Source organism: Allobosea sp. P2_A10, from assembly GCF_056405115.1.
Map to the genome: position 1 here is coordinate 285,800 of NZ_JBFUCS010000001.1, position 25,544 is coordinate 311,343.

At 66.9% G+C, this 25,544-nt stretch carries 22 protein-coding genes; 11 read left to right on the top strand and 11 right to left on the bottom strand.

Annotated features, from left to right (window positions below; all coding sequences use genetic code 11):
• Nucleotides 1-19 precede the first annotated feature (19 nt).
• The 4 genes from AC1DZY_RS01420 to AC1DZY_RS01435 all read left to right on the top strand — a co-directional run bounded on the left by AC1DZY_RS01420 (nt 20) and on the right by AC1DZY_RS01435 (nt 9,699).
• Nucleotides 20-4,303 carry a translocation/assembly module TamB domain-containing protein gene (locus AC1DZY_RS01420; protein WP_476818271.1) on the top strand — a complete coding sequence of 1,428 codons (4,284 nt, stop codon included), beginning with the start codon at nt 20-22 and terminating at the stop codon, nt 4,301-4,303.
• 406 nt (nt 4,304-4,709) lie between these two features.
• Nucleotides 4,710-6,095, top strand: coding sequence for a porin (locus tag AC1DZY_RS01425; RefSeq protein ID WP_476818272.1), 1,386 nt, complete (start codon nt 4,710-4,712; stop codon nt 6,093-6,095).
• 178 nt (nt 6,096-6,273) lie between these two features.
• Nucleotides 6,274-8,604 carry an OmpA family protein gene (locus AC1DZY_RS01430; protein WP_476818273.1) on the top strand — a complete coding sequence of 777 codons (2,331 nt, stop codon included), beginning with the start codon at nt 6,274-6,276 and terminating at the stop codon, nt 8,602-8,604.
• A gap of 9 nt (nt 8,605-8,613) precedes the next feature.
• Entirely contained in the window at nt 8,614-9,699 is a 1,086-nt protein-coding gene (locus AC1DZY_RS01435; RefSeq protein WP_476818274.1) for a hypothetical protein, read from the top strand.
• Between the two features lie 3 nt (nt 9,700-9,702).
• Here AC1DZY_RS01435 and AC1DZY_RS01440 read toward each other — a convergent pair whose 3' ends face one another.
• From AC1DZY_RS01440 to AC1DZY_RS01450, 3 genes are read right to left on the bottom strand one after another with little or no spacing between them, the layout of a single operon-like run.
• Entirely contained in the window at nt 9,703-10,596 is an 894-nt protein-coding gene (locus AC1DZY_RS01440) for an alpha/beta fold hydrolase (protein ID WP_476818275.1), read from the bottom strand.
• Nucleotides 10,597-10,637: 41 nt separating this feature from the next.
• Nucleotides 10,638-10,955, bottom strand: a complete 318-nt coding sequence (locus AC1DZY_RS01445) for a hypothetical protein (protein ID WP_476818276.1) — start codon at nt 10,953-10,955, stop codon at nt 10,638-10,640.
• A 36-nt stretch (nt 10,956-10,991) separates the two neighbouring features.
• Complete coding sequence (locus AC1DZY_RS01450; RefSeq protein ID WP_476818277.1) at nt 10,992-13,073, bottom strand: lytic transglycosylase domain-containing protein; 2,082 nt, start codon at nt 13,071-13,073, stop codon at nt 10,992-10,994.
• Nucleotides 13,074-13,243: 170 nt separating this feature from the next.
• On the opposite strand from AC1DZY_RS01450, the gene dapA reads away from it, so the two are divergent.
• From dapA to smpB, 3 genes are read left to right on the top strand one after another with little or no spacing between them, the layout of a single operon-like run.
• Complete coding sequence (dapA, locus tag AC1DZY_RS01455) at nt 13,244-14,137, top strand: 4-hydroxy-tetrahydrodipicolinate synthase (protein WP_476818278.1); 894 nt, start codon at nt 13,244-13,246, stop codon at nt 14,135-14,137.
• A 49-nt stretch (nt 14,138-14,186) separates the two neighbouring features.
• Nucleotides 14,187-14,834 (top strand): FMN-binding negative transcriptional regulator, encoded by a 648-nt coding sequence (locus AC1DZY_RS01460; RefSeq protein WP_476818279.1) that lies wholly within the window; start codon nt 14,187-14,189, stop codon nt 14,832-14,834.
• Nucleotides 14,831-15,304, top strand: coding sequence for an SsrA-binding protein SmpB (smpB, locus tag AC1DZY_RS01465; protein WP_476818280.1), 474 nt, complete (start codon nt 14,831-14,833; stop codon nt 15,302-15,304). The genes AC1DZY_RS01460 and smpB overlap by 4 nt, the downstream gene beginning before the upstream one ends.
• A gap of 24 nt (nt 15,305-15,328) precedes the next feature.
• Here smpB and AC1DZY_RS01470 read toward each other — a convergent pair whose 3' ends face one another.
• From AC1DZY_RS01470 to AC1DZY_RS01480, 3 genes are all read right to left on the bottom strand, one after another.
• Nucleotides 15,329-15,958 (bottom strand): LabA-like NYN domain-containing protein, encoded by a 630-nt coding sequence (locus AC1DZY_RS01470; RefSeq protein ID WP_476818281.1) that lies wholly within the window; start codon nt 15,956-15,958, stop codon nt 15,329-15,331.
• A 145-nt stretch (nt 15,959-16,103) separates the two neighbouring features.
• A complete protein-coding gene (gene pyrE, locus AC1DZY_RS01475; RefSeq protein ID WP_476818282.1) occupies nt 16,104-16,688 on the bottom strand; it encodes an orotate phosphoribosyltransferase in 585 nt (194 codons plus the stop codon).
• 137 nt (nt 16,689-16,825) lie between these two features.
• A complete protein-coding gene (locus AC1DZY_RS01480) occupies nt 16,826-17,209 on the bottom strand; it encodes a tautomerase family protein (RefSeq protein WP_476818283.1) in 384 nt (127 codons plus the stop codon).
• A gap of 110 nt (nt 17,210-17,319) precedes the next feature.
• Between AC1DZY_RS01480 and AC1DZY_RS01485 the strand changes: the two genes are divergently transcribed.
• On the top strand, nt 17,320-18,174 hold the full coding sequence (locus tag AC1DZY_RS01485) for a LysR family transcriptional regulator (protein ID WP_476818284.1): 855 nt from the start codon (nt 17,320-17,322) through the stop codon (nt 18,172-18,174).
• A 7-nt stretch (nt 18,175-18,181) separates the two neighbouring features.
• Here the strand turns inward: AC1DZY_RS01485 and era are convergent, their stop codons facing one another.
• The 3 genes from era to lepB are packed head-to-tail and all read right to left on the bottom strand — an operon-like array spanning nt 18,182 to nt 20,581.
• Nucleotides 18,182-19,093, bottom strand: a complete 912-nt coding sequence (gene era, locus AC1DZY_RS01490; RefSeq protein WP_476818285.1) for a GTPase Era — start codon at nt 19,091-19,093, stop codon at nt 18,182-18,184.
• Nucleotides 19,086-19,865 carry a ribonuclease III gene (rnc, locus tag AC1DZY_RS01495; protein WP_476818286.1) on the bottom strand — a complete coding sequence of 260 codons (780 nt, stop codon included), beginning with the start codon at nt 19,863-19,865 and terminating at the stop codon, nt 19,086-19,088. Before rnc ends, era begins: the two co-directional genes overlap by 8 nt.
• On the bottom strand, nt 19,817-20,581 hold the full coding sequence (gene lepB / locus AC1DZY_RS01500) for a signal peptidase I (RefSeq protein ID WP_476818776.1): 765 nt from the start codon (nt 20,579-20,581) through the stop codon (nt 19,817-19,819). Before lepB ends, rnc begins: the two co-directional genes overlap by 49 nt.
• A gap of 382 nt (nt 20,582-20,963) precedes the next feature.
• On the opposite strand from lepB, the gene aqpZ reads away from it, so the two are divergent.
• Nucleotides 20,964-21,689, top strand: coding sequence for an aquaporin Z (gene aqpZ, locus AC1DZY_RS01505; protein WP_476818287.1), 726 nt, complete (start codon nt 20,964-20,966; stop codon nt 21,687-21,689).
• A 52-nt stretch (nt 21,690-21,741) separates the two neighbouring features.
• Here aqpZ and acpS read toward each other — a convergent pair whose 3' ends face one another.
• Together acpS and AC1DZY_RS01515 are read right to left on the bottom strand one after the other, a co-directional pair.
• On the bottom strand, nt 21,742-22,146 hold the full coding sequence (acpS, locus tag AC1DZY_RS01510) for a holo-ACP synthase (RefSeq protein WP_476818288.1): 405 nt from the start codon (nt 22,144-22,146) through the stop codon (nt 21,742-21,744).
• Nucleotides 22,147-22,154: 8 nt separating this feature from the next.
• Nucleotides 22,155-22,907, bottom strand: a complete 753-nt coding sequence (locus AC1DZY_RS01515; protein WP_476818289.1) for a pyridoxine 5'-phosphate synthase — start codon at nt 22,905-22,907, stop codon at nt 22,155-22,157.
• A 237-nt stretch (nt 22,908-23,144) separates the two neighbouring features.
• On the opposite strand from AC1DZY_RS01515, the gene AC1DZY_RS01520 reads away from it, so the two are divergent.
• Nucleotides 23,145-24,851: an ATP-binding protein gene (locus AC1DZY_RS01520; protein ID WP_476818290.1), complete on the top strand. Its 1,707-nt coding sequence runs from the start codon at nt 23,145-23,147 to the stop codon at nt 24,849-24,851.
• A gap of 109 nt (nt 24,852-24,960) precedes the next feature.
• Nucleotides 24,961-25,353, top strand: a complete 393-nt coding sequence (gene rpoZ / locus AC1DZY_RS01525; protein WP_476818291.1) for a DNA-directed RNA polymerase subunit omega — start codon at nt 24,961-24,963, stop codon at nt 25,351-25,353.
• Nucleotides 25,354-25,544 lie beyond the last annotated feature (191 nt).

Consider the following 25,544-nt stretch of genomic DNA (forward strand, 5'->3'; position numbering starts at 1 on the left):
CGCCCGGTTGGCGTTGACAATGGCCGTGCTCGTCGCCGGGCTGCTGGTTTCCGCCCATTTCGGCGGCTTCGCCCAGAATGCCCAGACCGATCGCGGCATCGTCGCCGACCTGATCTCGCGGGCGCTCTCCAGCGACACCAGCCAGGTCTCGATCGGCGCGGTCGACGGCGCGCTGTCCTCCGACGTGACGATCCGCGACATCGTCCTGTCCGACCGTGACGGCCCCTGGCTCAGGCTCGATCGTGCCCGGCTGGTCTGGACGCGCAGCGCGCTGCTGCTGCGTCGTCTCGCCGTGGACCGGCTCGAGATCGGCAAGCTCGAGATCCTGCGCAAGCCGGCGGCGCAGCCCTCGACCGCCGTAGCTGCCGCGACGGATCAGCCGATCCTGCCGGAACTGCCGCTGAAAGTCGTCGTCACGGCCTTCCAGCTCGGCGAATTGTCGCTCGGTGAGCCGCTGCTCGGGACGGCCGCGCGGCTGGGAGCGACCGGCTCGGCGACGCTCGGGCCACCGGCCGAAGGGCTCGACCTGAAGCTCGACGCCCGCAGGCTCGACAGGCCGGGCGAGTTCACGGTCCGGCTCGGCTTCGTGCCGCAGACCACGCGGTTGCAGGTCTCGGCCAAGGTCGACGAGCCGCAAGGCGGCCTGATCGCCAGCGTCGCCGATCTGCCGGGCCGGCCGCCGGTCAAGCTCGACCTGAACGGCGACGGCCCGCTCGACGCCTTCCGTTCGAACCTGACCTTCACCGCAGGAGAGACCATCGGCGCACAGGGGTCGGCCAATCTTTCGCGTGCCGGCGCTGGGCGCGAACTCGCTTTGGCGCTCGACGCGCGGATCGAGGGACTGATGCCCGCTCCAGCCGCGCCGGTCTTTGCCGGCTCAACCCGTCTCGACGGCGCGGTCGGCATTCGCGACGATGGCGGCGTCGATATCCGCAATCTTGCTCTGGTCTCGGCGCTGGCGCGGCTCGATGTGCTCGGACGCTACGGCGCGGACAAAACCGTCGATCTGCGGGTCACCGCCGCCGCCCGTCCCAATGCCGCCGGCAAGACCGTCGCCAGCGGGACCGAGATCGCGAAACTCGCTTTCGACGCGACCATCAAGGGAGCCGTCGCGGCCCCGGCCATCGTCGCGACGCTCGATGCCGAAGATGCGCGGCTATCGACCGGCACGCTGGGCAAGCTCGTGGCCCGCTTTACGGCAACGCCGAGCGGCCTGATCGGCGAGCCCGGCACCAGGATCGCGCTTGTCGCCGATGGAGAGGCGACCGGCGTCGCGCTGGCGGATGCGAAACTTGCCCGGATCGTCGGCGACCGCGTCGTCTTCACGCTGCGCGGCGCGAGCAATGACGACGCGACCGCCGATTTCGAGACGCTGCGGCTTGCGATGTCCGGGGTCGAGCTCGACTACAAGGGCAAGCTCGGCAACGCCCGGATCCTCGGACAGGCCAAGGCCGTCCTGCCAGATCTGTCGCGGCTGAGCGCTCTCGCCGAACGGACGCTCGCCGGCCGCGCCGAGTTCACGGCCAATCTCGACGCGACGCCCAAGACCAACGCATTTGGCGCGACGCTCGACGGCCGTATCGCCAACCTCGTTACCGGCGACGCTGTGCTCGACCGCCTGCTGGCAGGCAATCTGACGCTCGCAGGTCAGGTCGGCGTGCTGGCTGGCAACGCGACCGTGACCGGGCTCAAGATCGTGGGAGGCCATGCGACGATTGCGGCTGATGGCGGGATCGGTCGCGAGCGCTCGGATCTGCGCCTCGCGCTTGCGCTGCCCGATCTGAAGCGTGCCGATGCCCGTTTGTCGGGACGAGGCGACATCACCGCCCGGGTCACCGGCCCGCAGGATCATCTCGACGCCACGGCGAAAATCGCGGTCGCGAACGCCACGGCGCTCGGTCGTCCCATCCCGCGCCTCGCCATCGACGCCGTCATCCGCGATCTACAGGGCGCGCTCGACACCAATCTCACGCTCGCCGGCGAGATCGACTCCAAGCCGGCGACGGGCCGCATGGCGCTCGCCCGCGCCGCCGACGATGGCTGGAACCTGTCAGCGCTCGATCTCGCAATCGGCTCGGTGAGATTGAACGGCGCGCTGACGGTCGATGCGCTGAACCGCGCCGCTGGCCGCGTCACGCTGGCGGCCCGCAATCTCGACGATCTCTCCGCGCTGGCGCTGACCAGGCTCGGCGGCGAGCTCAATGCCGATGTCGCGCTCGCCGTCGTGGATGGCCGCCAGAACGCCAGCCTGACGGCGCGTGCGGCGCGGCTGAGCCTGCCGTCGCTGACGGTCGATCGGCTCGACGCGACGATCGGCGCGGCCGACATCCTCGGGCGTCCGTCGCTGGACGCGATCGTCGCGATCGACCGAGCCGTCGTGTCGGGCGAGCCGATCAGCACGATCCGTTTCAATTCCAGGGGAGCAGCCGACGCCAGCGCCCTCACGCTCAGCGCGTCGGCGCGCGGCTTTGCCCTGAACGGCGCCGGGCGGCTGGTTCCGGCCGAACCGCTGAGGCTCGAACTCGCCTCGTTCGAAGCGCGTCGCGACGGACGGCGCATCGCGCTCGCGCAGCCGACGACGCTGAGCTTTCCGACGGGTGGCGTCGCGATCGCCAATCTTGCGCTGGCGGTCGATGCCGGCCGCCTGACGCTCGATGGCCGGGCCGGCGAAACGCTGGATCTGCGCCTGACCGCCCGCGACGTACCGCTCTCGGCAGCGCGCATCGCTGTGCCGAAACTCGATCTGGCTGGCACGCTCAACGCCGAAGTGCAGGTCAAAGGCACACCGGCCGCCCTGACCGGCCCATGGTCGCTGCGTGTCGCCGGGCTGGCGACGCCGGAAACGCGACGGGCCGGATTGCCTCCTGTCTCGATCACCGGTGACGGGAAGTTCGACGGCAACCGCACCAGCGTGAACGCGGCCTTGAACGCCGGCCAGTTCGTCAATCTGACGGTGCGCGGCTCGGCTCCGCTCAACGCGACCGGCTCGCTTGATCTCGCAGCGCAGGGCCGTATCGACGCCGCGCTCGCCAATGCGTCGATCGCCGCGCAGGGCCAGAGGCTCGCCGGCGCGCTTGCGCTCGATCTGCGCGCCGCCGGCACCGCCACGGCTCCGCGCCTGAGCGGAAACGCGACCTTCGCGAAAGGCAGCTTCACCGATGCGCTGCAGGGCGTCCGCCTGACCGAAATCGAGGCGCGCATCGCGGCCACCGGCGAGAATCTGACGATCGAGCGCGCCTCGGCCCGCGCGCCCAATGGCGGCACGCTTTCGGCGAGCGGGCAGGTCAGGCTCGATCCCGCCGCCGGCTTCCCGGGAAATTTGCGCATTCAGGGCGCCCGCGCCCAACTCGTCTCGAACGGCATCGTCAACGCTGTCGCCGATCTCGCGCTCGAGATCGGCGGCCCGCTGGCTCAACGCCCACGCATCGGTGGCCGCGTCGATGTCGTTTCGCTCGATGTCGCGGTGCCAGATCGCCTGCCGGCCTCGCTGCGTCCGGTCGACGGCATCAGGCATGTCAAGGCCAAGGGCACTGCCGCCGCCCGGCTGGCAGCCGCCAGAAAGGCCCAGCCGGCGGGCAAGGGCAGGGGGCGTCCGCAACCCGCTTTCGACGCAGCCCTGGCGCTTGTCGTCTCCGCGCCGAACCGCGTCTTCATCCGCGGCCGGGGCATCGATGCCGAACTCGGCGGCGAGATTCGCGTCGGCGGGACGCTGGCTTCGCCGGCGCTGGACGGCGGTTTCGACTTGCGGCGCGGTCGCCTGAGCGTGCTCAGCCAGCGGCTGGACTTTTCACGAGGCCGCCTGAGCTTCACTGGCGGTACGATTCCCGAGCTCGATTTCGTCGCCGAGACGCGCGCATCTGACGTCACGGCGAAGATCCTGATCAGCGGCGCGGCCGACCAACCTGCTTTCGCTTTCACCTCGCAGCCCGAATTGCCGCAGGACGAGGTGCTCTCGCGCATCCTGTTCGCCCGGGCCTCGGGCTCGCTCTCGCCCTTCCAGGCGCTGCAACTCGCGCAGACGGCGGCGCAGTTCGCCGGCGGAGGCGGCGACGATTCGTTCGAACGGCTGCGCAAATCGCTTGGCGTCGACAATCTCGACATCCAGGTCGGAGCGGGCGGGCCGACCATCGGCGTCTCCCGGTATATCGGCGACAACGTCTCGATCGGCGTCAAAGCAGGTGCGAAGCCCGAAGATAGCGGCGTCTCGATCGGCATCGACGTCACCCGCCGACTCAAGATCCAGGCCGAGACCGGCGCCGATGGCAGCGCCGCCGTCGGCGTGGGAGCGGAGTGGGAGTACTGAAGAGGCCGGGGCCGGGCGGGAATCGCTCCTGCCCGAACCATCGGGACAGGCGCTGCGATCCATCGCGATTCTCGGACTTTCGCAGTTGATTGGGCCGCGTCCGGGCGATCTTGGTTAAGCGCCTGTAAATTTTGGCTCTCAAAGCGTGGCGCGCCTGCAACACCGGGTTCCAAAGCACCCCGGGGACCCTCTCGACGGCGTGATGGTGGTTGATCGGCAATCCTGCATTCGTATGGTGAACCTGCGTCGGGACATTCCCGGTCGCTGTTTTTCGTCTTCGCCTCTGAATGGTTCAGGGACGCGGGCGAAAGGCCGGGAATAGGCGAGTGCGGCGGTTGGTCTCCTGGGGCCTTCGCCGAAACAAACCGAAGCCCGAGGGTCTCGAAACTCATTTTGGAGGTTACCAATGAAGCTCGTTAAGAGCCTCCTCCTCGGTTCTGCCGCCGGTATCGCCGCGGTTGCCGGGGCTCAGGCCGCCGACCTTCCTTCGCGGAAGGCCGCTCCGGTCGAATACGTTCGTGTCTGCTCCACCTACGGCGCGGGCTTCTTCTACATCCCCGGCACCGAAACCTGCCTTCGCGTCGGCGGTCGTATCCGCGCTGAGTACGGCGTTGGCGAGCGTTGGACCCGCGCGCAGGATGGCTACGGCTTCCGTGCTCGTGGCCGTCTGAACATCGACGCCCGCACCGCGACTGCCTATGGCACGCTGCGCACCTTCATCCGCTTCGAGATGACCAACTCGAACGGCGTCTACGGCCAGTCCTTCAACGGCACCGGCCTGCATGCCGGCGCCGCTCGTGGCGGTCCGGCCAGCCAGGGCGACGGCCCGACGGCCAACGGCCAGTCGAACTTCCAGCTCGACAAGGGCTTCATCCAGTTCGGCCCGATCACCGCTGGTCGCGCTCAGTCGTTCTTCGACTTCTACGCCGACGACCTGAACTACGGCGTCATCCGCGGTTCGGACCTTGCCGGCAACCTGTTGGCCTACACCGCGACCTTCGGCTCGGGCATTTCGGCGACGGTGTCGTTGGAAGACCGTTCGGAGCGTGAGCAGGTCGGTGGCATCACCACCAACGTTGCTGGCGTCACGACGGCGACCCTCGGCGGCCAGACCATCCCTGACGTTGTTGGTAACATCAACATCACGCAGGGCTGGGGTTCGGCTCAGCTGTCGGGCGCGCTCATTCAGCGCAACACGATCGGCCCGATCGGCTCCTTCGCCGGTGGCGCTGTCGCCAACGCCCAGAACAACGACGACTACGGCTTCGCCGTTCAGGCCGGCGTCAAGATCAACCTGCCGATGCTCGCCGCTGGCGACTATCTCTGGTTGCAGGCTGCCTACTCGCAGGGTGGCATCTCCTACCTCGGCTACGGCGGCGCTTCGACGCAGTCGACCTGGGCCGCCGCCAGCCGTATCGGTCGCATCAACGTCTCCAACTCTGACGTTGCCATCGACGCGCTCGGCAACTCGCACCTGACCAAGGGCTACGCCATCACGGCCGGCCTGCTGCACTACTGGACCCCGACGATCCGCCAGGGCGTCTATGGTTCGTACTCCAAGCTGGACTACAGCTCGGCTGTCTCGACCCTCGACCCGTCCGAAATCCGCGCCGGCACCAACCTGATCTGGTCGCCCGTCGCTGGTCTCGACATCGGCGTCGAAGTTCTCTACGCCCGCGTCGAAGCCCGCCGCCGCATCGCCGCCACTGGCGCCGACGTGACGCCGTTCGGCCGCACGATCAAGACCGACGACTCCTTCCAGGGCCGTCTGCGCATCCAGCGCGACTTCTGATCGGTTTACCGGTCTCAAGTTGGAAAGCCTCGGGGAAACCCGGGGCTTTTTCGTTTGTACAGCGTGGCTTACCGTTCCCTGCCGCTTGACATGACGCGGCGATCCGGGGTGACTTGGCTGTGTCTGGGAGAGGCCGGCTAAGCGGCTGCTGTTCTAGACGGGCCTGCGAGGGATGGGGATGGCGCAACCGCTGGGTTGGCTTTGGGGGCTGGCGCCACTTGCCCTGCTCTGGGGCGTCGGCAATCTCGTTCTTGGCGATACGATCCAGCAGGATGTCGGCCGTCGTGCGTTGGCGGTCGCCAACGCCGCTGCGGGAAAGGCCCCGGGCGCCAAGCCGATCGTCGCGCGCGTCGTTGGTCGCGACGTCCTGCTCGGCGGCGAGGCGTTGTCGACGGATGGCGCGGCCGCCACGATGGCGCAGCTACGCTCCGAATTCGGGGTCCGGCGCGCTCTTGGCGGCCTGTCTCAGGTCATTGCGCAGCGGCCCTATAGCTGGGCGGCGATCCGCCAGAACAATGTCGTGACGCTGGACGGCTTCGTGCCGGACGAAACCGTCGCAACGAGCAATGTCGCCACAGCCGTCGCCGCGCTGCCCGGCCTGCGCATCGATGACCGCCAGACGCTCGCATTTGGCGCGCCGGCCGGTTTCGAGGCGATGACGAAATCCGTGCTGGCGGAGTTGCCGAAGCTCTCTTCCGGCAAGGTCGCGCTCGACGATGGCCGGTTCTGCGTCGAGGGTCGGGCCGATACGCCTGACGCCTTCCTGGCGCTGAAGGGCGCTGCGTCGCGTCTGGCCCAGAGCGGTTTCCAGCCGGTCGATTGTGCTCTCGAGCCGCCGGTCGTGACGCCCTATCGCTGGAGCGTCGAGCGCCGCCCTGATGGCGGCGTCGATATCAGCGGCTTTTATCCCAGCGATGACCTGCGTGGCCAGATGCTGAGGCTGCTGCGCGGCAGCTTTCCGGAACCGGCCCGGATCGAGGATCTGATGAAGCCCGCTTTGGGCGCGCCAAGCGCGTTTCTGGCAAAGGCGACCCGCGCGATCTCCGATCTTGCCCGGTTGCGCAGCGGCAAGGCCGAACTGACCGATGACGTCTATGCCCTGTCGGGCGACGGGCCCGAGGGCTATGACGCCTGCCAGGCCTTGCGCCTGTTGGTCGCGCAACTGGATGGGCCCGATTCCGTCGCGCAGGCGACGATCGCCTGTCCGGCAGCGCCGCCACCCTTGCCCCCGATGCCGGCCTTGCCGGATATTCCGCCGCTTTCCATTCCAGCCGAGCCGGCGCTCGTACCGACGCCGGTCCCCGCGACGCCGGCCATCGAAGCTCCTGCGACACCGCCGCCGGTCGTTGCCGTTGCTCCACCGCCACCACCGCCGCCACCTCCGACACCATTGCGCTGGCGGGCGCAAAAGAGCGATCAGGGCCTGTTGCTGAGCGGGCTCGTGCGTGAMGAGGCGGCGTTAGCGGCCCTGCGCGCGGCAGCCTCCGAGCTTGGCAGTTCCGGCCAGATCGATGATCGGCTGACGCGCGACGCCAAGCTCGCCGCCGAGCCTGACTATGCGGCGGCAACGCGCTTCGCCTTGCAGCTTCTCGGCAGCATGCGGCAGGGCGCGGTCTCGCTCGATGGGCGGGAACTGGCTTTCTCCGGCGAAGTCGCGGGCGAAGCAGGCTGGCGCGCGCTCGAGGCGGCGCTGGCGCAAAAGCCCCTGCCGGCTGGTCTCGAAGCCCGGACCGCAATCGCGGCCATGTCGGTGCGGCCTTACTCCATGTCCGTCGCGGTCGACAAATCCGGCGTCACGTTCGGCGGCTATCTGCCTGACCAACAGTCGCGCCAGACCCTGGCGGCGCTCGTTGACGCGTCGCCCTTGCGCGGCAAGCTCAGCGACGAGACCACCATCTTGCCCGGGGCGCCGGCCGGTTTTGCTGTCGCGGCGCGTTCTGCGCTGGTCAACCTGCTTCGGCTCGACCTCGGCTCGGCCAGCATTGGCGATAGCGGCGTGACGATCCAGGGCCTGACCTGCCGTGACCTGATCAAGAGCGAGGTCGAGACCAGCGCGGCCTCGGGCGATGCGTCCGGGCTAAGGGTCGAGGCAACGATTGGATTGCGCCAGACCGGCTGCGTCATCGATCCGCCCAACACCTGCCAGAACGATCTCGACGCGCTGACCAAGCGAAACACCGTGATGTTCGGGCAGGGAACCTCGGTCGTGACGCTCGATCCCACGACGGAGCGGGTCATCGGCGAGGCGTTTGCGATCCTCAAGCAGTGCCCGGCGGCACGCATCAGCATCGAGGGCCACGCCAATCGCGACGGCGATGCCCGCGGCTTCAACAATCTCGATTTGTCTCAGCGCCGGGCGTTGCGGGTCCGCGACGAGCTGGTCCGGCGCGGTCTCGACGCCGGGCAGCTTTCGATTGCCGCCTTCGGTACGGAGCGGCCGCTCGTGCCCCATGATGCGGCGGACGCGAAGGTGATGAACCGCCGCGTCCAGTTCACCGTGGCGAAGTAGGAGGCGGCCATGCTCTATCTCGCCTCGCAATTCGCCTGGTTCCTGCTTGCGGCCTTCGCGCTCGGCTTCGTCATGGGCTGGATCAGCCATGATGGTGGCAAGTTACGGCTCCTCGGCCAGGTGGTGCTCTATGGCGCCGGGATCTGGATGCTTGCTGGCTGCTTGAGTTGGTTCCAGTTTCTGAACGGCGCCCCGGCGCTATGGCTGGAATCCGGATTGCTCTTTGTCGCGGCTTATTTCGGCGGCTGCGCATTGGCTGCGGCTATACGTGCGACGCAGGAGCCGGCACAGGCGATGCCTGGCCTCGTCAGCGTCGCGCTTTCGTCGGCGGCCTCTGTCGCTGCGCCCGCCAACGTGGCCGAAGCGCTCGTCGACGATGGTAAAACGGTTATTCAGGCGCTGAGGCCCGGCCGCGAGAGTGCGTCCGGTCTGGCGAAAGTGGAAGGCGAGGACGCCATTCCCGGTCAGCGCCCCTCGGGGACAATCGCCGCCCGCGCCGACAAGCCCGATGACCTGAAGCTGATCAAGGGCATCGGCCGACAGAACGAGGGTCGGCTGCACGGGCTCGGTATCTGGCATTTCGACCAGGTATCGGCATGGAATGCCCGGAATATCGAATGGATCGGCAGCTATCTCGCTTTTCCAGGCCGGATCGAGCGCGAGGACTGGGTCGGACAGGCCAAGGCTCTCGCTGCCGGCGTCGAGACCGACTTTGCCAGGCGCGCGAAGGCAGGCGAAGTCGCGTCCTCGCGTGACGACGGTTCGGAAGGGCAGGCCAACGTCGCCAGCGTCACCGATGACGAGTTCGACGGCGAGAAGCCGAAGAACCTGCTCACGGCCGCGCGCGACGGAAAGCCGGACGATCTGACACTGATCAAGGGCATCGGCCCGGCGATCGCGGCCGATCTCAATCGCCTTGGCCTCTGGCATTTCGACCAGATCGCGGCGCTGCATGAGGCCGAGTTGCGCTATCTCTGCGCCTTCGCCGATGTTCCTGCGAAAGGCTCGGCAAGCTGGGCGGAGGACGCCGATATTCTCGCCAATGGCGGCGACACCGCGCATTCGCGCGCGATAAAGGCACAGCGCCAGGGTTGAGGTTCAGGCCGCGAGCCGCTCGGCCCGGGCGATCAGCTTGCCGATCCGCCGCACCATGTCCCTGGGGCCGAGCAGAGGTGCATGCCCCTGGCCCGGCGCGACGAATATCTGGCAGTCGGGATGGCGCTGCGCCATTTCGACCAGCGTCTTCTCGGCCAGAAGGTCGGAATTCGCACCGCGGATCGCCAGCACCGGGACGGCGTTGAGGCCGGCGAAGTAGTTCCACAGCACCGGCAGCGGCGCCTCCAGATCGAGTGCCTCCAGCACCTTCATCAGATTGGGATCGTAATCGGGCGCCAGCCGGCCATTGCGCTCGGTCCAGGTCCGGCGCGCCATCATTTCCCATTCCGCATCGCCGAACAGCGGAAACTGCTGGTCCGACAGGCGCTTCAGGATCTCCGCGCCCTCAGCGAAGCTGCGCGGCGCCGGCAATTTGCCGACATAGCCCCGGATCCGCAGCAATCCCCTTGCGTCGATCACCGGCCCGACATCGTTCAGCACCGCGCCCTTGATCATGGCCGGCCGCGCCGCCGCGAGCGCCATCGTCAGCAGACCGCCGCGCGAAGTGCCGACGAAGACGGCTTCCGAGATGCCCGCCGCCGTCAGCACCTGCATCATATCGTCGAGCTCGACGCGAATGTCGTAATTGGCCCAGTCCGCGTCGTAGTCCGAACGCCCGCGGCCGCGATAGTCCAGCGCCAGCACGCGGCGCGGCGCGGCCTCGTCCTGCGAGAGCGCCAGCGCCAGCTCGTGGAAATCAGCCGCGGTGCGGGCAAAGCCCGCCAGGCAGATCACGGGCAGCGCGTGCGCGGCGAGCGGCCCGTAGTCGCGGGCGTGAAGCTTCAGCCCGTCGCGGGCGCTGGCGAAGAGGGAGGTGAAGCCGGTGTCTGGGGTCATGCTGTCATCCGCCTACAAACCTTCAGGGCACCCTCCCTTCCCTAACCCGGTCGGATTGCAAGACTCAAGACGAGCACGCCGGCTGGCCCAACGCTCGCGAGGATGATCCAAAAAAGCAAAACGCGATGACGCGTGATCGTTTGCCAATCACTTTCGGTAAATGTTGCAAACGGCCAGTCATTGCGGCTCGCAACACTCCGATCAGCGAGATAGGCCCGTGCGTCCCAGACCAACAAGGTGAGAAGAACGGTTGAAAATCGCAATGTGACGCTCAAACGCCGGCGACAAAACCAAGTGACGGCTGCGATGCCGACAATCACGCAGGTTACAAAGATCAGAAAGGGCACGGCGACGACCATAGATTAGAACCTAAGCCAATGCTCGACGGCGGTCACTCACTCCCGCCGGCCGCCGCGCTTCAAGTCCTGGTCGATCAGATAGGCAGTGCGCTGGTCGAGCCGTTGCCGATAGACCTGCAGGTTCTCCATGACGCGCTGGACATAGTTGCGCGTCTCGGAAAACGGGATGCGTTCGACCCAGTCGACGGCATCGACATCGGGTGAACGCGGATCGCCATAGGCTGCGATCCATTTCTTCACATTGCCGGAGCCGGCGTTATAGGCGGCGAAGGTCAGGATGTAGGAGCCGCGCCAGTCCTTCAGAAGGTCGTTGAGATGGGCTGCGCCCATCTGGGCCGAATAGAGCGCGTCGCGGCCGAGCCTTGGCCAGTCGAAGGGCAGGTTCGCCCGCCTTGCCGTCTCGCGCGCGGTCGCCGGCATCATCTGCATCAGGCCGCGCGCGCCTGCATGCGATTCCGCCGTCGGGTCGAACGCGCTTTCCTGCCGGGCGATGGCGTGGACGATGGCGCGCTCCATCGGATCGCCGAGCACAGGAAAGTCTGGCACCCCGAAGGTCGGAAACGCGGCGGAATCCAGCGGAAAGCCACGCTGGACCGCCAGTTTCCCGATCGAAAGCAGCGTCTTGACGTCGCCCTGGCGTTTGGCGATGGCCGCAACCGCCTCCAGCGCCGGGGTCGTGTGCAGCCTCTGGGCGAGATCGCCCAGCATCACGCCGGCGAGGTCGCTGGCGCCGATCCTGTAGAGCAGGCGCACGCCCTGATGGCCCGGCAAGGGGCCGAGCGCCGCGCTGGCGGAACGCCGCAACGGCAGGTCCGGCAGGCCGAGGCGGGCGCGGGCGAGCTGGCCGTAATAGGCGATCGGGTGCTCGCCGGCGCGCTCATAGGCTGCCTTGGCCAATTCTTCCTTGCCCAGAGCCTCGGCGGCGCGGCCTTCCCAATAGCCGGCGCGGGCGACGGAGATCGGCGTTTCCGCGAGCTTGGCGGCCTCGCCGAAATGCTTCAACGCTGCCGCCGGATCGTTGCGGAAGCGCAGCGCGATGAAGCCGGCATGCCATTCGGCGTCGATACGCTCGGCATTCGTTTCCGCGCCATGGCCGGCCGCGACCTCATAGGCGCGAGCAGTGTCGCCGGCGTCGAGCAGTTTGCGCGCGATCAGCCGGCGCTCGGCCCACCATGCGTCGCCATTGCCGAGCAGGTCGGGATCGCGCGGTACGTTCGCCAGCGCCTTGACGGCGTCGGCGAGCTTGTCGGCGCGTCGCGCCTGCTGCGCCAGCACGAAGGCAAAGGAGATGTCGGTCTTCAGCGCGGCAGGCACGGCGGCGATCGTGGCGGGCGCGAGCGGGCGTCGCGAATCGGCGCTGGCAAGGCGAACTTTGGCGAGCGCGACATAGTCGGCCGAGACGCGCGCGGCGTTGCGCAGCGCAGCCGTTGCATTCTCGCGGAAGAGATAGCGCTCCGTGCGCAGCCGGTGGTCGTCGCGTGTCAGCACATCCCCGAATTCGGCAAGCGCCATCGTCTCCAGCGGCAGGCCGAGATGGTCCTGCCGCCAGACCTGCCGGACCAGCGCGGTCGCTCCTTCGATGTCGCCTTCCGCCTTGAGCGCCAAAGCCAGCGCGACGCGGCCGGCGGGGCTGACCGGGCGCTGCGCATAGAAGAAGGCTCGGATCACGACCGGGCTTTTCTTCTCCGCAAGCAGCATTTCTTCGGCTCGCCTGCGAAACAGCGTCGTCGCCGGATAGTTCGGATAGGTCTGCAGGAAGGCGTTCAGACGCGCGAAGGGGATGATATTCGCGCCCGAACGGATCGCGACCCATTCCAGCAGCGGACGCGCGACGCGGTCGTCGGCTGCGCCCGTAGCGAGGGCGTCGCCCTCGGCAAGCGCCCCCCGGCGATAGGCCGCCACGGCGGACTTTACGACGTCGGGATTGGCGCTCCCGTTCTGGCGCAGCAATTCATCGGGGAAGGGTGGCAGCGAGGCCGTCGTCTCGACATCGACCGCAAGCCCACGCGGCTGCTGCATCGCGTGGTCGCCATCGTCGGCCGCCCGCGCGGAGAGCCCGGCGAGCAAGGCGGGAACGATGAGGCAGGCCAGGCGCATGCAGGCGAGGGGCGAGGCCATCGCAGGCTCCTTGAAGGGGCACTCGATCTGCGATGGTGGGCGATGGCGGTTTATGAAGCCTTAACCATGAGGCCACGCTTTTTGATGGGTTGCCGGCTTTGCCTCGGCACGCCAAGGGTTTATGTGTGACGGCCCTCGGATTGGACACCTCGCGTCAGGACGCCGCGCACATGACCAAGCACACAGCCTTCACCGGATCGCTTCCCGCGCTGGTCACGCCGTTCAAAGGCGGCAAGATCGACGAGGCGGCGTTGCGGGCGCTGGTCGAATGGCAGATCGAGAGCGGCTCGACCGGGCTCGTGCCCGTCGGCACCACCGGCGAAAGCCCGACGCTCAGCCATGACGAGCACAAGCGCGTGGTCGAGATCGTGGTCGCGCAGGCCGCGCGCCGGGTGCCGGTGATCGCGGGCGCGGGCTCCAACAACACGGCCGAGGCGATCGACCTCGCCGTCCATGCCGAGAAGGCCGGCGCCGACGCCGTGCTCGTGGTGACGCCCTATTACAACAAGCCGACCCAGGAAGGCATGTATCAGCACTTCAAGGCGGTGAACGACGCGATCGGCATTCCGATCATCATCTACAACATCCCGCCGCGCTCGGTCGTCGATATGTCCGTCGAGACCATGGCGCGGCTCTACGAACTCAAGAACATCGCCGGCGTGAAGGACGCGACCGCCAATCTCGCCCGCGTCTCGCAGCAGCGCCACGCCATGGGGGCCGATTTCATCCAGCTCTCGGGCGAGGACATGACGGCGCTGGCCTATATGGCCGCCGGTGGCCATGGCTGCATCTCGGTCGTGGCGAATGTCGCGCCGCAACTCTGCGCCGAGCTGATGTCGGCGGTGCTGAAGGGCGACTATGCTGGGGCGCTGAAGGTTCAGGACCGCCTCGTGCCGCTGCATGATGCCGTCTTCAAGGAGCCGGGTCTCGCCGGAGCCAAGCACGGGCTGAGCCTGCTCGGCCGCATCGAGGAGGAGCTGCGCCTGCCGCTGCTGCCGGTGACGGCGCCGACCGGAAAGGCCATTCGCGATGCGATGGTTTTCGCCGGGCTCCTGAATGCCTAGATAAAGGGATCGCGTTCGTCCGGCTTCGGGTGAGCGCCTGGAGGTTGCCATGTACGAGCCGAGCCATTTCAAGGTCGAGGACCGCGCCGCCCTGCACGGCGTGATGCGCGCGCATCCGCTGGCGACGTTGGTGACGATGGGCGAGGGCGGCCTCATCGCCAATCTCGTGCCGTTCGTGCTCCATGCCGACGAGGGCGAGCAGGGAATCTTGCGCGCCCATCTCGCCCGGCCGAATGCGCAGTGGAAGGCGATCGCCGCCGGGGCCGAGACGCTGGTCGTCTTCGCCGGCGTCGAGCGCTACGTCACGCCGGCCTGGTATGCCTCCAAGCAGGAGCACGGCAAGGTCGTGCCGACCTGGAATTATGTCACCGTACAGGCGCGCGGACCGGCGCATACCGTCGAGGACCCCGCTTGGCTGCATGCCCATCTCGAAGCGCTGACCGCCCAGCAGGAGCGGCCACGCGAGGAACCCTGGGCCGTGACCGACGCGCCCGAGCCGTTCATCGCCGGGCAAATGCGCGGCATCGTCGGCATCGAGATCGAGATCGCGTCGCTGCTCGGCAAGTTCAAGCTCAGCCAGAACCGGCAGGAGGCCGACAAGCTCGGCGTTCTCAATGGCTTGAGCGCCGATCCTGAATCGGAATCGCAGGCGATGGCGGGTCTGGTCAAGACCTATGGCTTTCGTGAACGCGCATGAACAAGCCCGATCCGGACCGTTACAAACTCGCCGCCGACAACCGCAAGGCCCGCTACAACTACGAGATCACAGAGACCCTGGAAGCGGGCATCGCACTGCAGGGCACGGAGATCAAGTCGCTGCGCGGCGGCCGTGCGACCATCGGAGAGAGCTATGCCGGGCCGATGGGCACCGAGCTCTTCCTGTTCAACGCCCATATCCCGGAATATCTCGAAGCCAACCGCTTCAACCATGACGTCAAGCGGCCGCGCAAGCTGCTGCTGCATCGCCGCCAGATCAACAAGCTGATGGGGGCGATCCAGCGCGACGGCTACACCATCATCCCGTTGAAGGTCTATTTCAACGAGAAGGGCCGGGCCAAGGTCGAGCTCGGCCTCGGACGCGGCAAGAAGCTGCACGACAAGCGCGAGACCGAGAAGAACCGCGACTGGAATCGCGACAAGGCCCGCATCTTGAAGGCGGGCGCCTGAACCCTCTCCCTCGGGCGAGAAGGATCAGCCCTCGACGACCGGCTCGTCGCCCTGGCGGATGCCATAGCGCCGCTCCAGCCCCGGATTGCCGGGCGTGCCGGCGGGGCCGGGTCCGCGCGACGAGCGCTCGGAGGGGTCGCGCCCGATCTTCTGCATCAGATGCGCGAGATCGAGGAAATCGTCGCATTGCCGGCGCAAATCGTCCGAGACCATCTGCGGATTAGTGGCGATGGTGGAGACCACCGAGACCTTGACGCCCTTGCGCTGCACGGCCTCGACCAGGGGCCGGAAGTCGCCATCGCCTGAAAACAGGTAGATCTGGTCGAGATGCGGGGCGAGTTCGAGCATCTCGATCGCAAGCTCGATGTCCATGTTGCCCTTTACGCGCCGGCGGCCAGTGGCGTCGGTGAATTCCTTCGCTGCCTTGGTGATGACGCGGTAGCCGTTGTAGTCGAGCCAGTCGACCAGCGGCCGGATCGATGAGTATTCCTCGCTCTCGATCAGGGTGGTGAAGTAGAACGCCCGGATCAGGTTGCCCCGGCCCTGGAACTCCTTCAGCAGGCGGCGATAGTCCATGTCGAAGCCAAGCTGCTTGGACGTGGCGTAGAGGTTGGCGCCGTCGATGAAAAGCGCGATGCGCGGTTCGGTGGCCATGGCAATGAACTCCTGATTCAAATCAGCTCGAATAAATAAAGTCGGCAAAGATGACGGTCTAACAATGTCGAATGACGGCCATTTTTCCAGCAACCCGGGGTAGATGACGCGGCGTCTCGCCGCATCGTGGCCCTGTCCGGGCTGCTCAGGCGCTGAGGCCGCGGCTGCCGGGTTTGATTGCCGGAATGGCGGCGAGCTCCGGGGGCAGGGCGTCTGGCGCGTAATCGGGAATATCGAGCGTCACGAGACTGACGAGGCGCATGCCGACATCGGCGCGCCCGGCGGAGCGGTCGATCAGGCATGCCGCGCCGAGCACGGTGCCGGGTTCGCCGAGGATCGAGTCGCGGCATTCACGCAGCGACAGGCCCGTCGTGATGATGTCCTCGACGATCACGGCCCTCGCGCCGGCAGGCAGCGTGAAGCCGCGCCGCAGCCGGAAGACGCCACCCTCGCGCTCGACGAAGATGGCCTTGGCCTTCAGGTGCCGGGCCGTCTCGTAGCCCGGCACGATGCCGCCGATCGCCGGCGACACGACATAGTCGATCAGCCCGAACGCGGCCTCGATCTTGGCGGCGAGCGCCTTGCACAACCGCGATGTCCGCTCCGGGTCCTGGAAGACGAACATCTTCTGCAGGAAGACCGAACTGCGCCGGCCCGAGGACAGGATGAAATGCCCTTCGAGGAGCGCGCCGGCATCGCGGAATTCGGCCAGAACGTCGTCGTCGGTCATCGGGGCATCTCTCGCATCGAAGGCTGCGCGCGTCTTAGAGCAGCTTGCGAAAAGGGGAAACCCGTTTTCGCGCAGCCCCGCCCGGACCTGTTGACGGGCGGGAAGGGCGGTTGTCGTCGTTGCCCGCCCCGCAGCTCTCACGCCACATATTGCGCGATGCCGCCGCCGAAGGACCAGTCCTCGCGCTTGGTCTCGACGAGGTTGATGAAGATGTCGTCCGGCTTGAGGCCGGGGCTGCGCTGCAGGTTCTCGGCGATCGCGGCGTAGAGCTTCTTCTTCTGGGTCACGCCGCGCGTATTGGAGATGGTGAGCTGGATGATCACCAGACCGGCGCCGCGCTCGAAGCCGAAAAAATGGGGATTGAAGATGAACTCGTCTGCGTCAAGCTGGTGCACGACGGCGAAGAGGTCGTTCTCCGGCACCTCGAAGGTGTCGCGCAGCGCCTTGTAGATGCCATCGACAATGGCAGCGCGCTCCGGGGCCGGGCGGCCGCGCCTCATGGAAATGCGGATCAGGGGCATGACGATCACCTTTGGATGACGGGACGGCGTCCCGCTTGCAAAGCCAACCTAGCCGTCACCAATAAATTCTGATATCCTATCTTACGCGATATCATAGATATGGAAATAAAATGATTGGTGTAGCTTCGCTCGATATCGATGCGATCGCGGCGTTCCTGAACGCGTCCGAACTCAGGAGCTTCACCCGCGCCGCCGAGGCGCTCGGCACGACGCAATCGCTCGTCAGCACGCGGATCAAGAAGCTCGAGGGCGCGCTCGGCCATATGCTGCTGCAACGTCATCCCCGGCTGGTGCGGCTGACAGCGGACGGAGAGCGTTTTTTGCCTGCCGCTCGCGACCTGCTGGCGGCGCATGGCAAGGCGCTTTCGGCCTTTACGTCAGCGCCCGAGCGGATCGCCGTCGGCATCAGCGAACAGGCGGTCGGCGCTGAAATCCCGGCAGTGCTGGCGCGGCTCGCGGCTCATGATCCCGGACTGGTGATCAATCTCAGGATCGAGCCGTCGCGGGCGCTTGAAGAGGCCTTCGAGCGCGGCGAACTCGACGTTGCGATCATCCGCCGGCTTGGAGCGGGGCGGACGGGAGAGGTGCTGTGCGAGGATGTCGTCGGATGGTTTGCCGCCGATGGCCTGGTGCGCAGGCCCTCCGACCCCCTGCCTTTTGTCAGTCTCATCGCCGATTGCTGGCTGAGGCGATACGGGATGGATGCGCTGGACCGCGCCGGCATCGCCTGGCGCGAGGCCTTCATCGGCGGCGGCATGGCGGCGGTGATGGCGGCCGTTCAGGGTGGCCTCGGGGTCTCGCCGCTGGCGGCGCGCATCGCGCCCCGCGGCGCCGTCGATGTCGGGCCGGAATGGGGGCTGCCGGTGCTGGGCGCATCGCAGGTCGTGTTGCGCAGCAATGTCGCGACGCCCCGCGCCGGCGCCTTCGTCCGGGAACTGGCGGCAGCGTTTCGCGCCGCTTTCTGAGGCCGCCTCAGCCCTTGGGAAATTCCAGCCCCATCTCGCGATAGCGCTCGGGATCGTCGCTCCAGTTCTCGCGCACTTTCACGAACAGGAAGAGATGCACCTTGGCCTCGGCCGCCTCCGCGATCTCGATGCGCGCCTTCTGACCGATCGACTTGATCGTCTGGCCGCCTTCGCCGAGCACGATCTTCCGCTGGCCCTCGCGCTCGACATAGATCGTCTGCTCGATCCGGACCGAGCCGTCGGGCCGCTCCTGCCACTGTTCGGTCTCGACGGTCGAGCGATAGGGCAACTCGTCATGCAGGCGCTCGAAGATCTTTTCGCGCGTGATCTCGGCGGCGAGGAAGCGCAGCGGCGCATCCGAGATCTGGTCCTCCGGATAGAGCCAGGGGCCGAACGGCAGCCGCGTCTCCAGCCAGGTCAGGATGTCCTTGACGCCATATCCGGAGAGCGCCGCGATCATGAAGGTCGTCTCGAACGTGCCGAGTTCGTTCACCTTGGTCGTGATCTCGAGCAGTTTTTCCTTCGCGACGAGATCGACCTTGTTGAGGATCAGGAATTTCTGCTGTTTCAGCTCGGCGAGCTTTTCCAGCAGGCGGGTATTCTCCTCATTGTCGAAGCGCTCGACATCGATCAGCACGCCGATCAGGTCGGCGTCGGTCGCGCCGCCCCAGGCGCTCGTCACCATCGCGCGGTCGAGCCGGCGCTTGGGCGCGAAAATGCCGGGCGTATCGACGAAGATCACCTGCGCCGCGCCCGACAAAGCGATGCCGCGCACCTGCGTGCGCGTCGTCTGCACCTTGCGCGAGACGATCGAGACCTTGGCCCCGACGAGCTTGTTCAAAAGCGTCGATTTGCCGGCATTTGGCGCACCGATCAGGGCCACGAAGCCGCAGCGCGTCGGCATTTTAGCCTCAGCCATTGTCGTTCTCCATGGTCTCGCTCCAGAGCCCTTCGCGGCGAAGGAAAGCCTCGGCCGCGGCCTGTTCGGCCAGCCGCTTCGAGGGGCCCTGCGCCTCGGCGTCGACGAGCCCGGTGATGCGCGCGGCAACCCTGAAGAGCGGCGCGTGATCGGGCCCCGATCGGCCGCGCTCGCTATAGGTCGGCGTCAGGAAGCCCTTGCCCTGCGCCCATTCCTGCAGCGCCGTCTTCGCGTCTCGCAGCGGCTTGACCGGCTTCAGCAGCCGCTCGCCGAAGGCGCGCTCGACCAGGCCGCGCGCCGCTGCATAGCCGCCATCGATGAAGACGGCGCCGATGATCGCCTCGCAGGCATCGGCCAGGATCGCCTTGTTCTTGCGTGCCCCGCCGAGGATCTCGCCTTCGCCCAACCGCATGAACTGTCCGAGATCCCAGGCCAGAGCCACTTCGGCGCAGGTTTCCTTGCGGACGAGATCGGCAAGCCGGCGCGACATGTCGCCTTCTTCGGCCTGGGGATAGCGCACGAACAGCATGTCGGCGACGCTGAGGCCGAGAACCCGGTCACCGAGGAATTCCAGGCGCTGGTAGCTGCCGAGACGAGTGCCGCCTTCCGCGCTCATATGGGTCAGCGCCGTCGTCAGCAGCGCGCGGTCGGAAAAGGCATAGCCGAGCGTCGTCTCCAGCCGCCCGAGGTTCGGGCTCTTTCGCCCCTGTTCGCCAGCCTTGCTCACTTGATCGGGTTGAACAGGCGGTTCCACCGCACCGTCCAGGGCCATTCCCACACCCGCCAGGCCGAAGCGCCATCCTCGATCGAGAAGAAGATGATCTCGGCGCGGCCGACGAAGTTCTCGAATGGGACATAGCCGACGCTGCGGTCGCGCGAATCGAGCGAATTGTCGCGGTTGTCGCCCATCATGAAGAAATGACCCGGCGGCACGGTGAAGACGACCGTGTTGTCGAAGGTGCCGGTATCACCCTCGCGCTCGATGATCTCGTGGCTGACGCCGTTGGGCAGCGTCTCTCGGTAGTGAATCACCGGCGCGCTGCGGCCCCAGCTGTCGGTGGAGACGTAGTCGGCGATCCGCTCGCGTTTCACCGGCACGTTGTTGATGTGCAGGATGCCGTCGATCATCTGGATGCGGTCGCCCGGCAGGCCGATGACGCGCTTGATGTAGTCGGTGACGTTGTCGGTCGGCAGCTTGAACACGGCGATATCGCCGCGCTTGGGCTCGGCCGCCCAGACGCGCCCCGAAAACAGCGGCGGGCTGAAGGGAACCGAGTGCTTGGAATAGCCGTAAGTGTATTTGGAGACGAACAGGTAATCGCCGATCAGCAGGGTCGGGATCAGAGAGCCGGAGGGAATGTTGAACGGCTGGAACAGCAGTGTGCGGATGACGAGCGCGATCAGCAGCGCCTGGACGACGACCTTGACCGTCTCGAGGAAGCCGCCTTCGTCTCTCGCAGCCTTGTCGCGTGCAGGCTTGCTCTTGATCTCGGCGTCGTTGGCCACGCGGGCGCTCCTGTGTCGTCTTGCAGCGCGCGGTCTAGCCGACTATTGCGCGGGCGACAACGCCGCCTTGGCGAACTCGTGAGCCGCATGGCCGGCATCATCTGGGGACCGCATTCGAATCGCGGTCGCACCGGCTTCGCGTTTCCGGCTGAAAATGCGCTTCGCCGCCAGGTCAGCCCGCGCCTGACTCGTTGCGTCCGGGCGCCGTCACAGCTTCCCGGGCAGCGTTGCCGCGCATTTCTGCCGCCGCGGAACGGGGGGTACTGCAACGCAGCATTGAAAACGCGCCGGAGTGCGCCTGACGCGATTGACCGCTTCTTGTGCAGGGTGCAGCATTTACCCCAGCTAAATCCGGGGGGATGCCATGAACACGAAAAAATATGTCGCGGAACTCATCGGCACGTTCTGGCTGACTTTCGCCGGCTGCGGCAGCGCCGTCATCGCCGCGGGCTTTCCCGGTGTCGGGATCGGTTTGCTCGGCGTGTCGCTGGCATTCGGCTTGACGGTCGTCACGATGGCCTATGCGATCGGTCACATTTCCGGCTGCCATCTCAATCCCGCCGTCACGGTCGGACTTGCGGCAGGCGGCCGTTTCCCGAGCGGGCAGATCGCGCCCTATATCGCGGCGCAGGTCGCGGGCGGCGTTCTCGGCGCTCTCGTTTTGTATCTGATCGCCAGCGGCGCACCTGGCTTCGATCTCGCCAAGGGCTTCGCTTCGAATGGCTATGGCGATTTCTCGCCGGGCAAATACAGCATGTTCGCCGCTTTTCTGACCGAAGTGGTGATGACGGCGATGTTCCTCTTCATCATCATGGGGGCGACCCATGGCAAGGCTCCGGCCGGCTTCGCGCCGCTCGCCATCGGGCTGGGGCTGTGTCTGATCCATCTCGTCAGCATTCCCGTCACCAACACCTCCGTGAACCCCGCTCGCAGCACCGGGGTCGCCCTGTTTGCCGGCGGTGCGGCGCTGACGCAGCTTTGGCTGTTCTGGGTCGCGCCGCTGATCGGCGGTGCGCTGGGCGGCATCGCCTATCGCTGGCTCAGTGAAGAGCCGCGCGGACAGGTTGTCGGCACGGCCCCGGCGGAATAACGGGTTCCGCGGCTGCCGCTCTGGCGCCGGCCGCGTTGCCCGCGCGTCAGGTTCAGCTGGTGACCGGGCGCGCCTCGATCACGATGAAGGCCTGGGCCAGAGGCGGCTCGTCGGTCAGCGAGACGTGGATGAAGGCCTCGAAGCCGGGCGGTGTCATCGCCTGCAACCTTGCGGCCGCGCCGCCCGTCAACCGCATCGTCGGCTTGCCGCCCGGCAGGTTGACCACCTCCATGTCGCGCCAGAACACGCCGGCGCGCATGCCGGTGCCGAGCGCCTTGGAGCAGGCCTCCTTTGCCGCGAAGCGTCGAGCGTAGGACTCGGCGCGTGTCGCGCGCCGGTCCGATTTCATGCGCTCGCCTTGCGTGAAGACGCGGTGGGTGAAGCGCTCGCCGAAGCGCTCAAGCGAATTCGCGATACGGCGGATGTCGCAGAGGTCGGAGCCGATACCGAGGATCATGCCCCGATTTAGCGCTGGACCCGTCCGTCGTCCATGGCCTGGCGCATTGCCGCCAGCGCCTGCGCCAACCCGACGAAGATCGCCTCGCCGATCAGGAAATGGCCGATGTTGAACTCGACGAACTCCGGCACGGCCGCAAGCGTCCGCGCCGTGTCGTAGTCGAGCCCGTGACCGGCATGGACTTCGAGTCCGAGCGAGGCCGCGAACGCAGCCCCCGTTGCCAGACGCTGGAACTCGGCTTTCGCCTTTTCGGCATGGCCGTCGGCGACGGCATGGCACCAGGTGCCGGTGTGCAGTTCGACCACCGGCGCGCCGAGCCTGGCCGCCATGGCGATGGGCGCCTCGTCGGCCTCGATGAACAGCGAGACGCGACAGCCGACGTTGCGTAGTCGCTCGATCTGCGGAGCGAGCATGTTGTGCTGGCCGACGACGTCGAGCCCGCCTTCGGTGGTGCGTTCCTCGCGCTTCTCGGGAACGAGGCAAGCGGCATGGGGGCGCAGGCGCTCGGCCAAGGCAACCATTTCCTGCGTCGCCGCCATCTCGAAGTTGAGCGGCTTGGTCAGTTCCGCCATCAGCCGCTCGATGTCGGCGTCGCGGATATGGCGGCGGTCCTCGCGCAGATGGGCGGTGATGCCGTCGGCGCCGGCCGCGATGGCCTGATGCGCGGCGCGCACCGGATCGGGCAGCGCGCCGCCGCGCGCGTTCCGCACCGTCGCGACGTGATCGATATTCACGCCAAGTCGCAAACGGCTGATCGTCATGGCCATCCCCTGAGTGACCCGCCGTGCATAGACGCCGCGGCGGCACGGCTCAAGGCAAGGAATGTGATCGACGTCGCCAATTCCGCTGATGAATCGATCGCGAGGCGGCGGATCGTTGGTGATTTGGTAACCGCGTCGACAGGCGCGGCTCGCCTGCGTCCGCCAATATAGGCAATCGTAAAGAGCTGGGCGTTACCGTCATCTTTCGGCGAGATCAGCGAAAAGGCAGGCGAGATCGTGCAGCTTGCAGTAAAGACCGGACTATTCGAGAACGACATCGCGGCGGATCGGCGCGACCCTGGCCAACTGGCCGAGCGGGCGCTCGGCCGTGTCATCGCCTGCGACGGGGCGCGGGCGACCATCGCCGGGACGGTCGCGAGCGCGAGCCGGCTGGGTCCCGACACCTGGACCATCGGCAAGATGATCTCGATGAACCTCGGCGCGACCCGCGTCGTCGGACTGGTCTACGACATCCGCACCGTCAAGACGGTGTGGGACGAGGCCGCCGACAACGCCATCCACGTCCTTGTCGAATTGCTCGGTGAGATCGCAGACGGCGAAGGCGAGCCCGCGCGTTTCCGCGGCGGCATATCGACATATCCGCCAGTCGGCACGATCGCCCATCGCATCCGCAGCAGCGATCTCGCGCTGGTGCATGATCTCGGCCATCGGTCGGGCGCCTCCGTCGGGCACCTGACGCAGGATTCGAGCGTCGCCGCGACGGTCTGCATCGAGGATATGCTGTCGCGCCATTTCGCTATTCTGGGCACGACCGGCGTCGGCAAGTCGAGCGCGGTCTCCCTGCTGCTGCGCCGGGCGGTTGCCGCGCGGCCACGTCTGCGCGTCCTGATCCTCGACCCCCACAATGAATATGCCTGCGCCTTTCCCGACAAGGCTCTGACCATCGACGGGGAGAGCCTCGACCTGCCGTTCTGGATGTTCCGGCTGGACGAGTTGGGCGACGTCGTTTTCCGCGGCCGTCCGCCGCTCGACGACGAGACCGACATTCTGCGGGAGGTGGTCGCGGCGGCGCGCGTCCGCTATCGCACGCCGAAGGCCAGCGATGCCGCGCGCGATCTGGGTACGTCGCTGCTCAGGCGTCCGCTCGACGCCGCCGCTCCGCGCGACACGTCCGAGGTGGCGAGCTCGCTCGATGCGCCGACGCCCTATCGCATGAAGGACGCCTTCACGATCATCGACGAACTGATCGGCCTGCACGAACTGCGCTATCCCCGCGCCTCGCTGCGTTCACTGAAGGTGCGTCTGGAAGCGCTCCATGGCGATCCGCGCTATCGCTTCATGTTCGCCCGCGCCAACCTGATCGAGACGATGGCTCCGGTCATCGGCCAGATCTTCCGCGTGCCGCATTATGGCCGCCCGATCACGGCCTTCCAGCTCGCCGGGCTTCCCTCCGAGGTGGTCAACGCCGTCGCCTCCGTGCTGTCGCGGCTGGCTTTCGATCTTGCGGTCGCCAGCAACGGCGCCTGCGAAATCCTCGTCCTCTGCGAGGAAGCGCATCGTTATGTGCCGTCCGACCCCAAGCTCGGTTTCGCCCCGACGCGGCAGGCCATCGCCCGCATCGCCAAGGAAGGCCGCAAATACGGCGCCTATCTCGGCGTCGTGACGCAGCGCCCCGGTGAACTCGACGCGACCATCCTGTCGCAGTGTTCGACGGTCTTTGCGATGCGGCTGGCCAATGAAAGCGACCAGCAGATCATCCGCTCGGCCATCGGCGATGCGTCGGCGAGCACGATCAGCTTCCTGTCCTCGATCGGAAATCGCGAGGCGATCGCGTTCGGCGAGGGCGTCGCCACGACGATGCGGATGCGTTTCGCCCAGCTGGAGCCGCACGAACTGCCGGCGATGGCGGGCGGCCGGGCGCCGCCCGAGGAGATGCGTCTGGAGCCGACGCTCGACGACATGGTCAGGCGCATGCGCGGCTGAGGGTGAGAGCCCGCTATGCGCGAGCGGAATCTTGCAATCCGCGCGCGTTGGCTGTAAGGCCGGGCCACATCATCTTCCCTGCATCGCCAAGATCGGAAGGAGCCGCGCCATGGCTCGCGTCACCGTTGAAGACTGCATCGACAAGGTCGACAACCGCTTCGAGCTGGTCCTGCTCGCCAGCCACCGCGCCCGGATGATCCAGTCCGGCTCGTCGATCCTGGTCGCCCGCGACAACGACAAGAACCCGGTCGTCGCCCTGCGCGAGATCGCCGACGAGAAGCTGAAGCCCGAGGATCTGAAGGAAGACCTGATCCACTCGTTGCAGAAGCATGTCGAGGTCGATGAGCCGGAGGCCGAGACCGTGCCGCTGCTGACGACGTCCGTGCCGAATTCGTCGACGCCCGATTCGGAGGTCCAGTTCGACCGCATGAGCGAGGACGACCTGCTGCGCGGCCTCGACGGCCTCGTGCCGCCGACCGAGAGCGCCGACGACGAGGATTGAGCCGCTGGCCGCCGTCGGCGCCTGGTCCGCTTTTGGGCCGTGCCGGCCGCCGCTCCTGAATCAATTTGTTCACGGCATTTGCTAAAGCCCGGCCGCGCCGGGCTTTTTCATGTCTGCCCTGTCCATATTCGCCTTGCCGCTGCAGGCGTCGCCGCCGATATTGAAATCCGGCAGAGTCGGTGACAAGCGAG

What these genes read in the sequence shown, in the direction of transcription:
- AC1DZY_RS01420 (WP_476818271.1), top strand. Translation starts at nt 20, where the DNA reads ATGGCCGTGCTCGTCGCCGGGCTGCTGGTTTCCGCCCATTTCGGCGGC.
- AC1DZY_RS01425 (WP_476818272.1), top strand. Translation starts at nt 4,710, where the DNA reads ATGAAGCTCGTTAAGAGCCTCCTCCTCGGTTCTGCCGCCGGTATCGCC.
- AC1DZY_RS01435 (WP_476818274.1), top strand. Translation starts at nt 8,614, where the DNA reads ATGCTCTATCTCGCCTCGCAATTCGCCTGGTTCCTGCTTGCGGCCTTC.
- AC1DZY_RS01440 (WP_476818275.1), bottom strand. Translation starts at nt 10,596, where the DNA reads ATGACCCCAGACACCGGCTTCACCTCCCTCTTCGCCAGCGCCCGCGAC.
- AC1DZY_RS01445 (WP_476818276.1), bottom strand. Translation starts at nt 10,955, where the DNA reads ATGGTCGTCGCCGTGCCCTTTCTGATCTTTGTAACCTGCGTGATTGTC.
- AC1DZY_RS01450 (WP_476818277.1), bottom strand. Translation starts at nt 13,073, where the DNA reads ATGGCCTCGCCCCTCGCCTGCATGCGCCTGGCCTGCCTCATCGTTCCC.
- dapA (WP_476818278.1), top strand. Translation starts at nt 13,244, where the DNA reads ATGACCAAGCACACAGCCTTCACCGGATCGCTTCCCGCGCTGGTCACG.
- AC1DZY_RS01460 (WP_476818279.1), top strand. Translation starts at nt 14,187, where the DNA reads ATGTACGAGCCGAGCCATTTCAAGGTCGAGGACCGCGCCGCCCTGCAC.
- smpB (WP_476818280.1), top strand. Translation starts at nt 14,831, where the DNA reads ATGAACAAGCCCGATCCGGACCGTTACAAACTCGCCGCCGACAACCGC.
- AC1DZY_RS01470 (WP_476818281.1), bottom strand. Translation starts at nt 15,958, where the DNA reads ATGGCCACCGAACCGCGCATCGCGCTTTTCATCGACGGCGCCAACCTC.
- pyrE (WP_476818282.1), bottom strand. Translation starts at nt 16,688, where the DNA reads ATGACCGACGACGACGTTCTGGCCGAATTCCGCGATGCCGGCGCGCTC.
- AC1DZY_RS01480 (WP_476818283.1), bottom strand. Translation starts at nt 17,209, where the DNA reads ATGCCCCTGATCCGCATTTCCATGAGGCGCGGCCGCCCGGCCCCGGAG.
- AC1DZY_RS01485 (WP_476818284.1), top strand. Translation starts at nt 17,320, where the DNA reads ATGATTGGTGTAGCTTCGCTCGATATCGATGCGATCGCGGCGTTCCTG.
- era (WP_476818285.1), bottom strand. Translation starts at nt 19,093, where the DNA reads ATGGCTGAGGCTAAAATGCCGACGCGCTGCGGCTTCGTGGCCCTGATC.
- rnc (WP_476818286.1), bottom strand. Translation starts at nt 19,865, where the DNA reads ATGGCCCTGGACGGTGCGGTGGAACCGCCTGTTCAACCCGATCAAGTG.
- aqpZ (WP_476818287.1), top strand. Translation starts at nt 20,964, where the DNA reads ATGAACACGAAAAAATATGTCGCGGAACTCATCGGCACGTTCTGGCTG.
- acpS (WP_476818288.1), bottom strand. Translation starts at nt 22,146, where the DNA reads ATGATCCTCGGTATCGGCTCCGACCTCTGCGACATCCGCCGTATCGCG.
- AC1DZY_RS01515 (WP_476818289.1), bottom strand. Translation starts at nt 22,907, where the DNA reads ATGACGATCAGCCGTTTGCGACTTGGCGTGAATATCGATCACGTCGCG.
- rpoZ (WP_476818291.1), top strand. Translation starts at nt 24,961, where the DNA reads ATGGCTCGCGTCACCGTTGAAGACTGCATCGACAAGGTCGACAACCGC.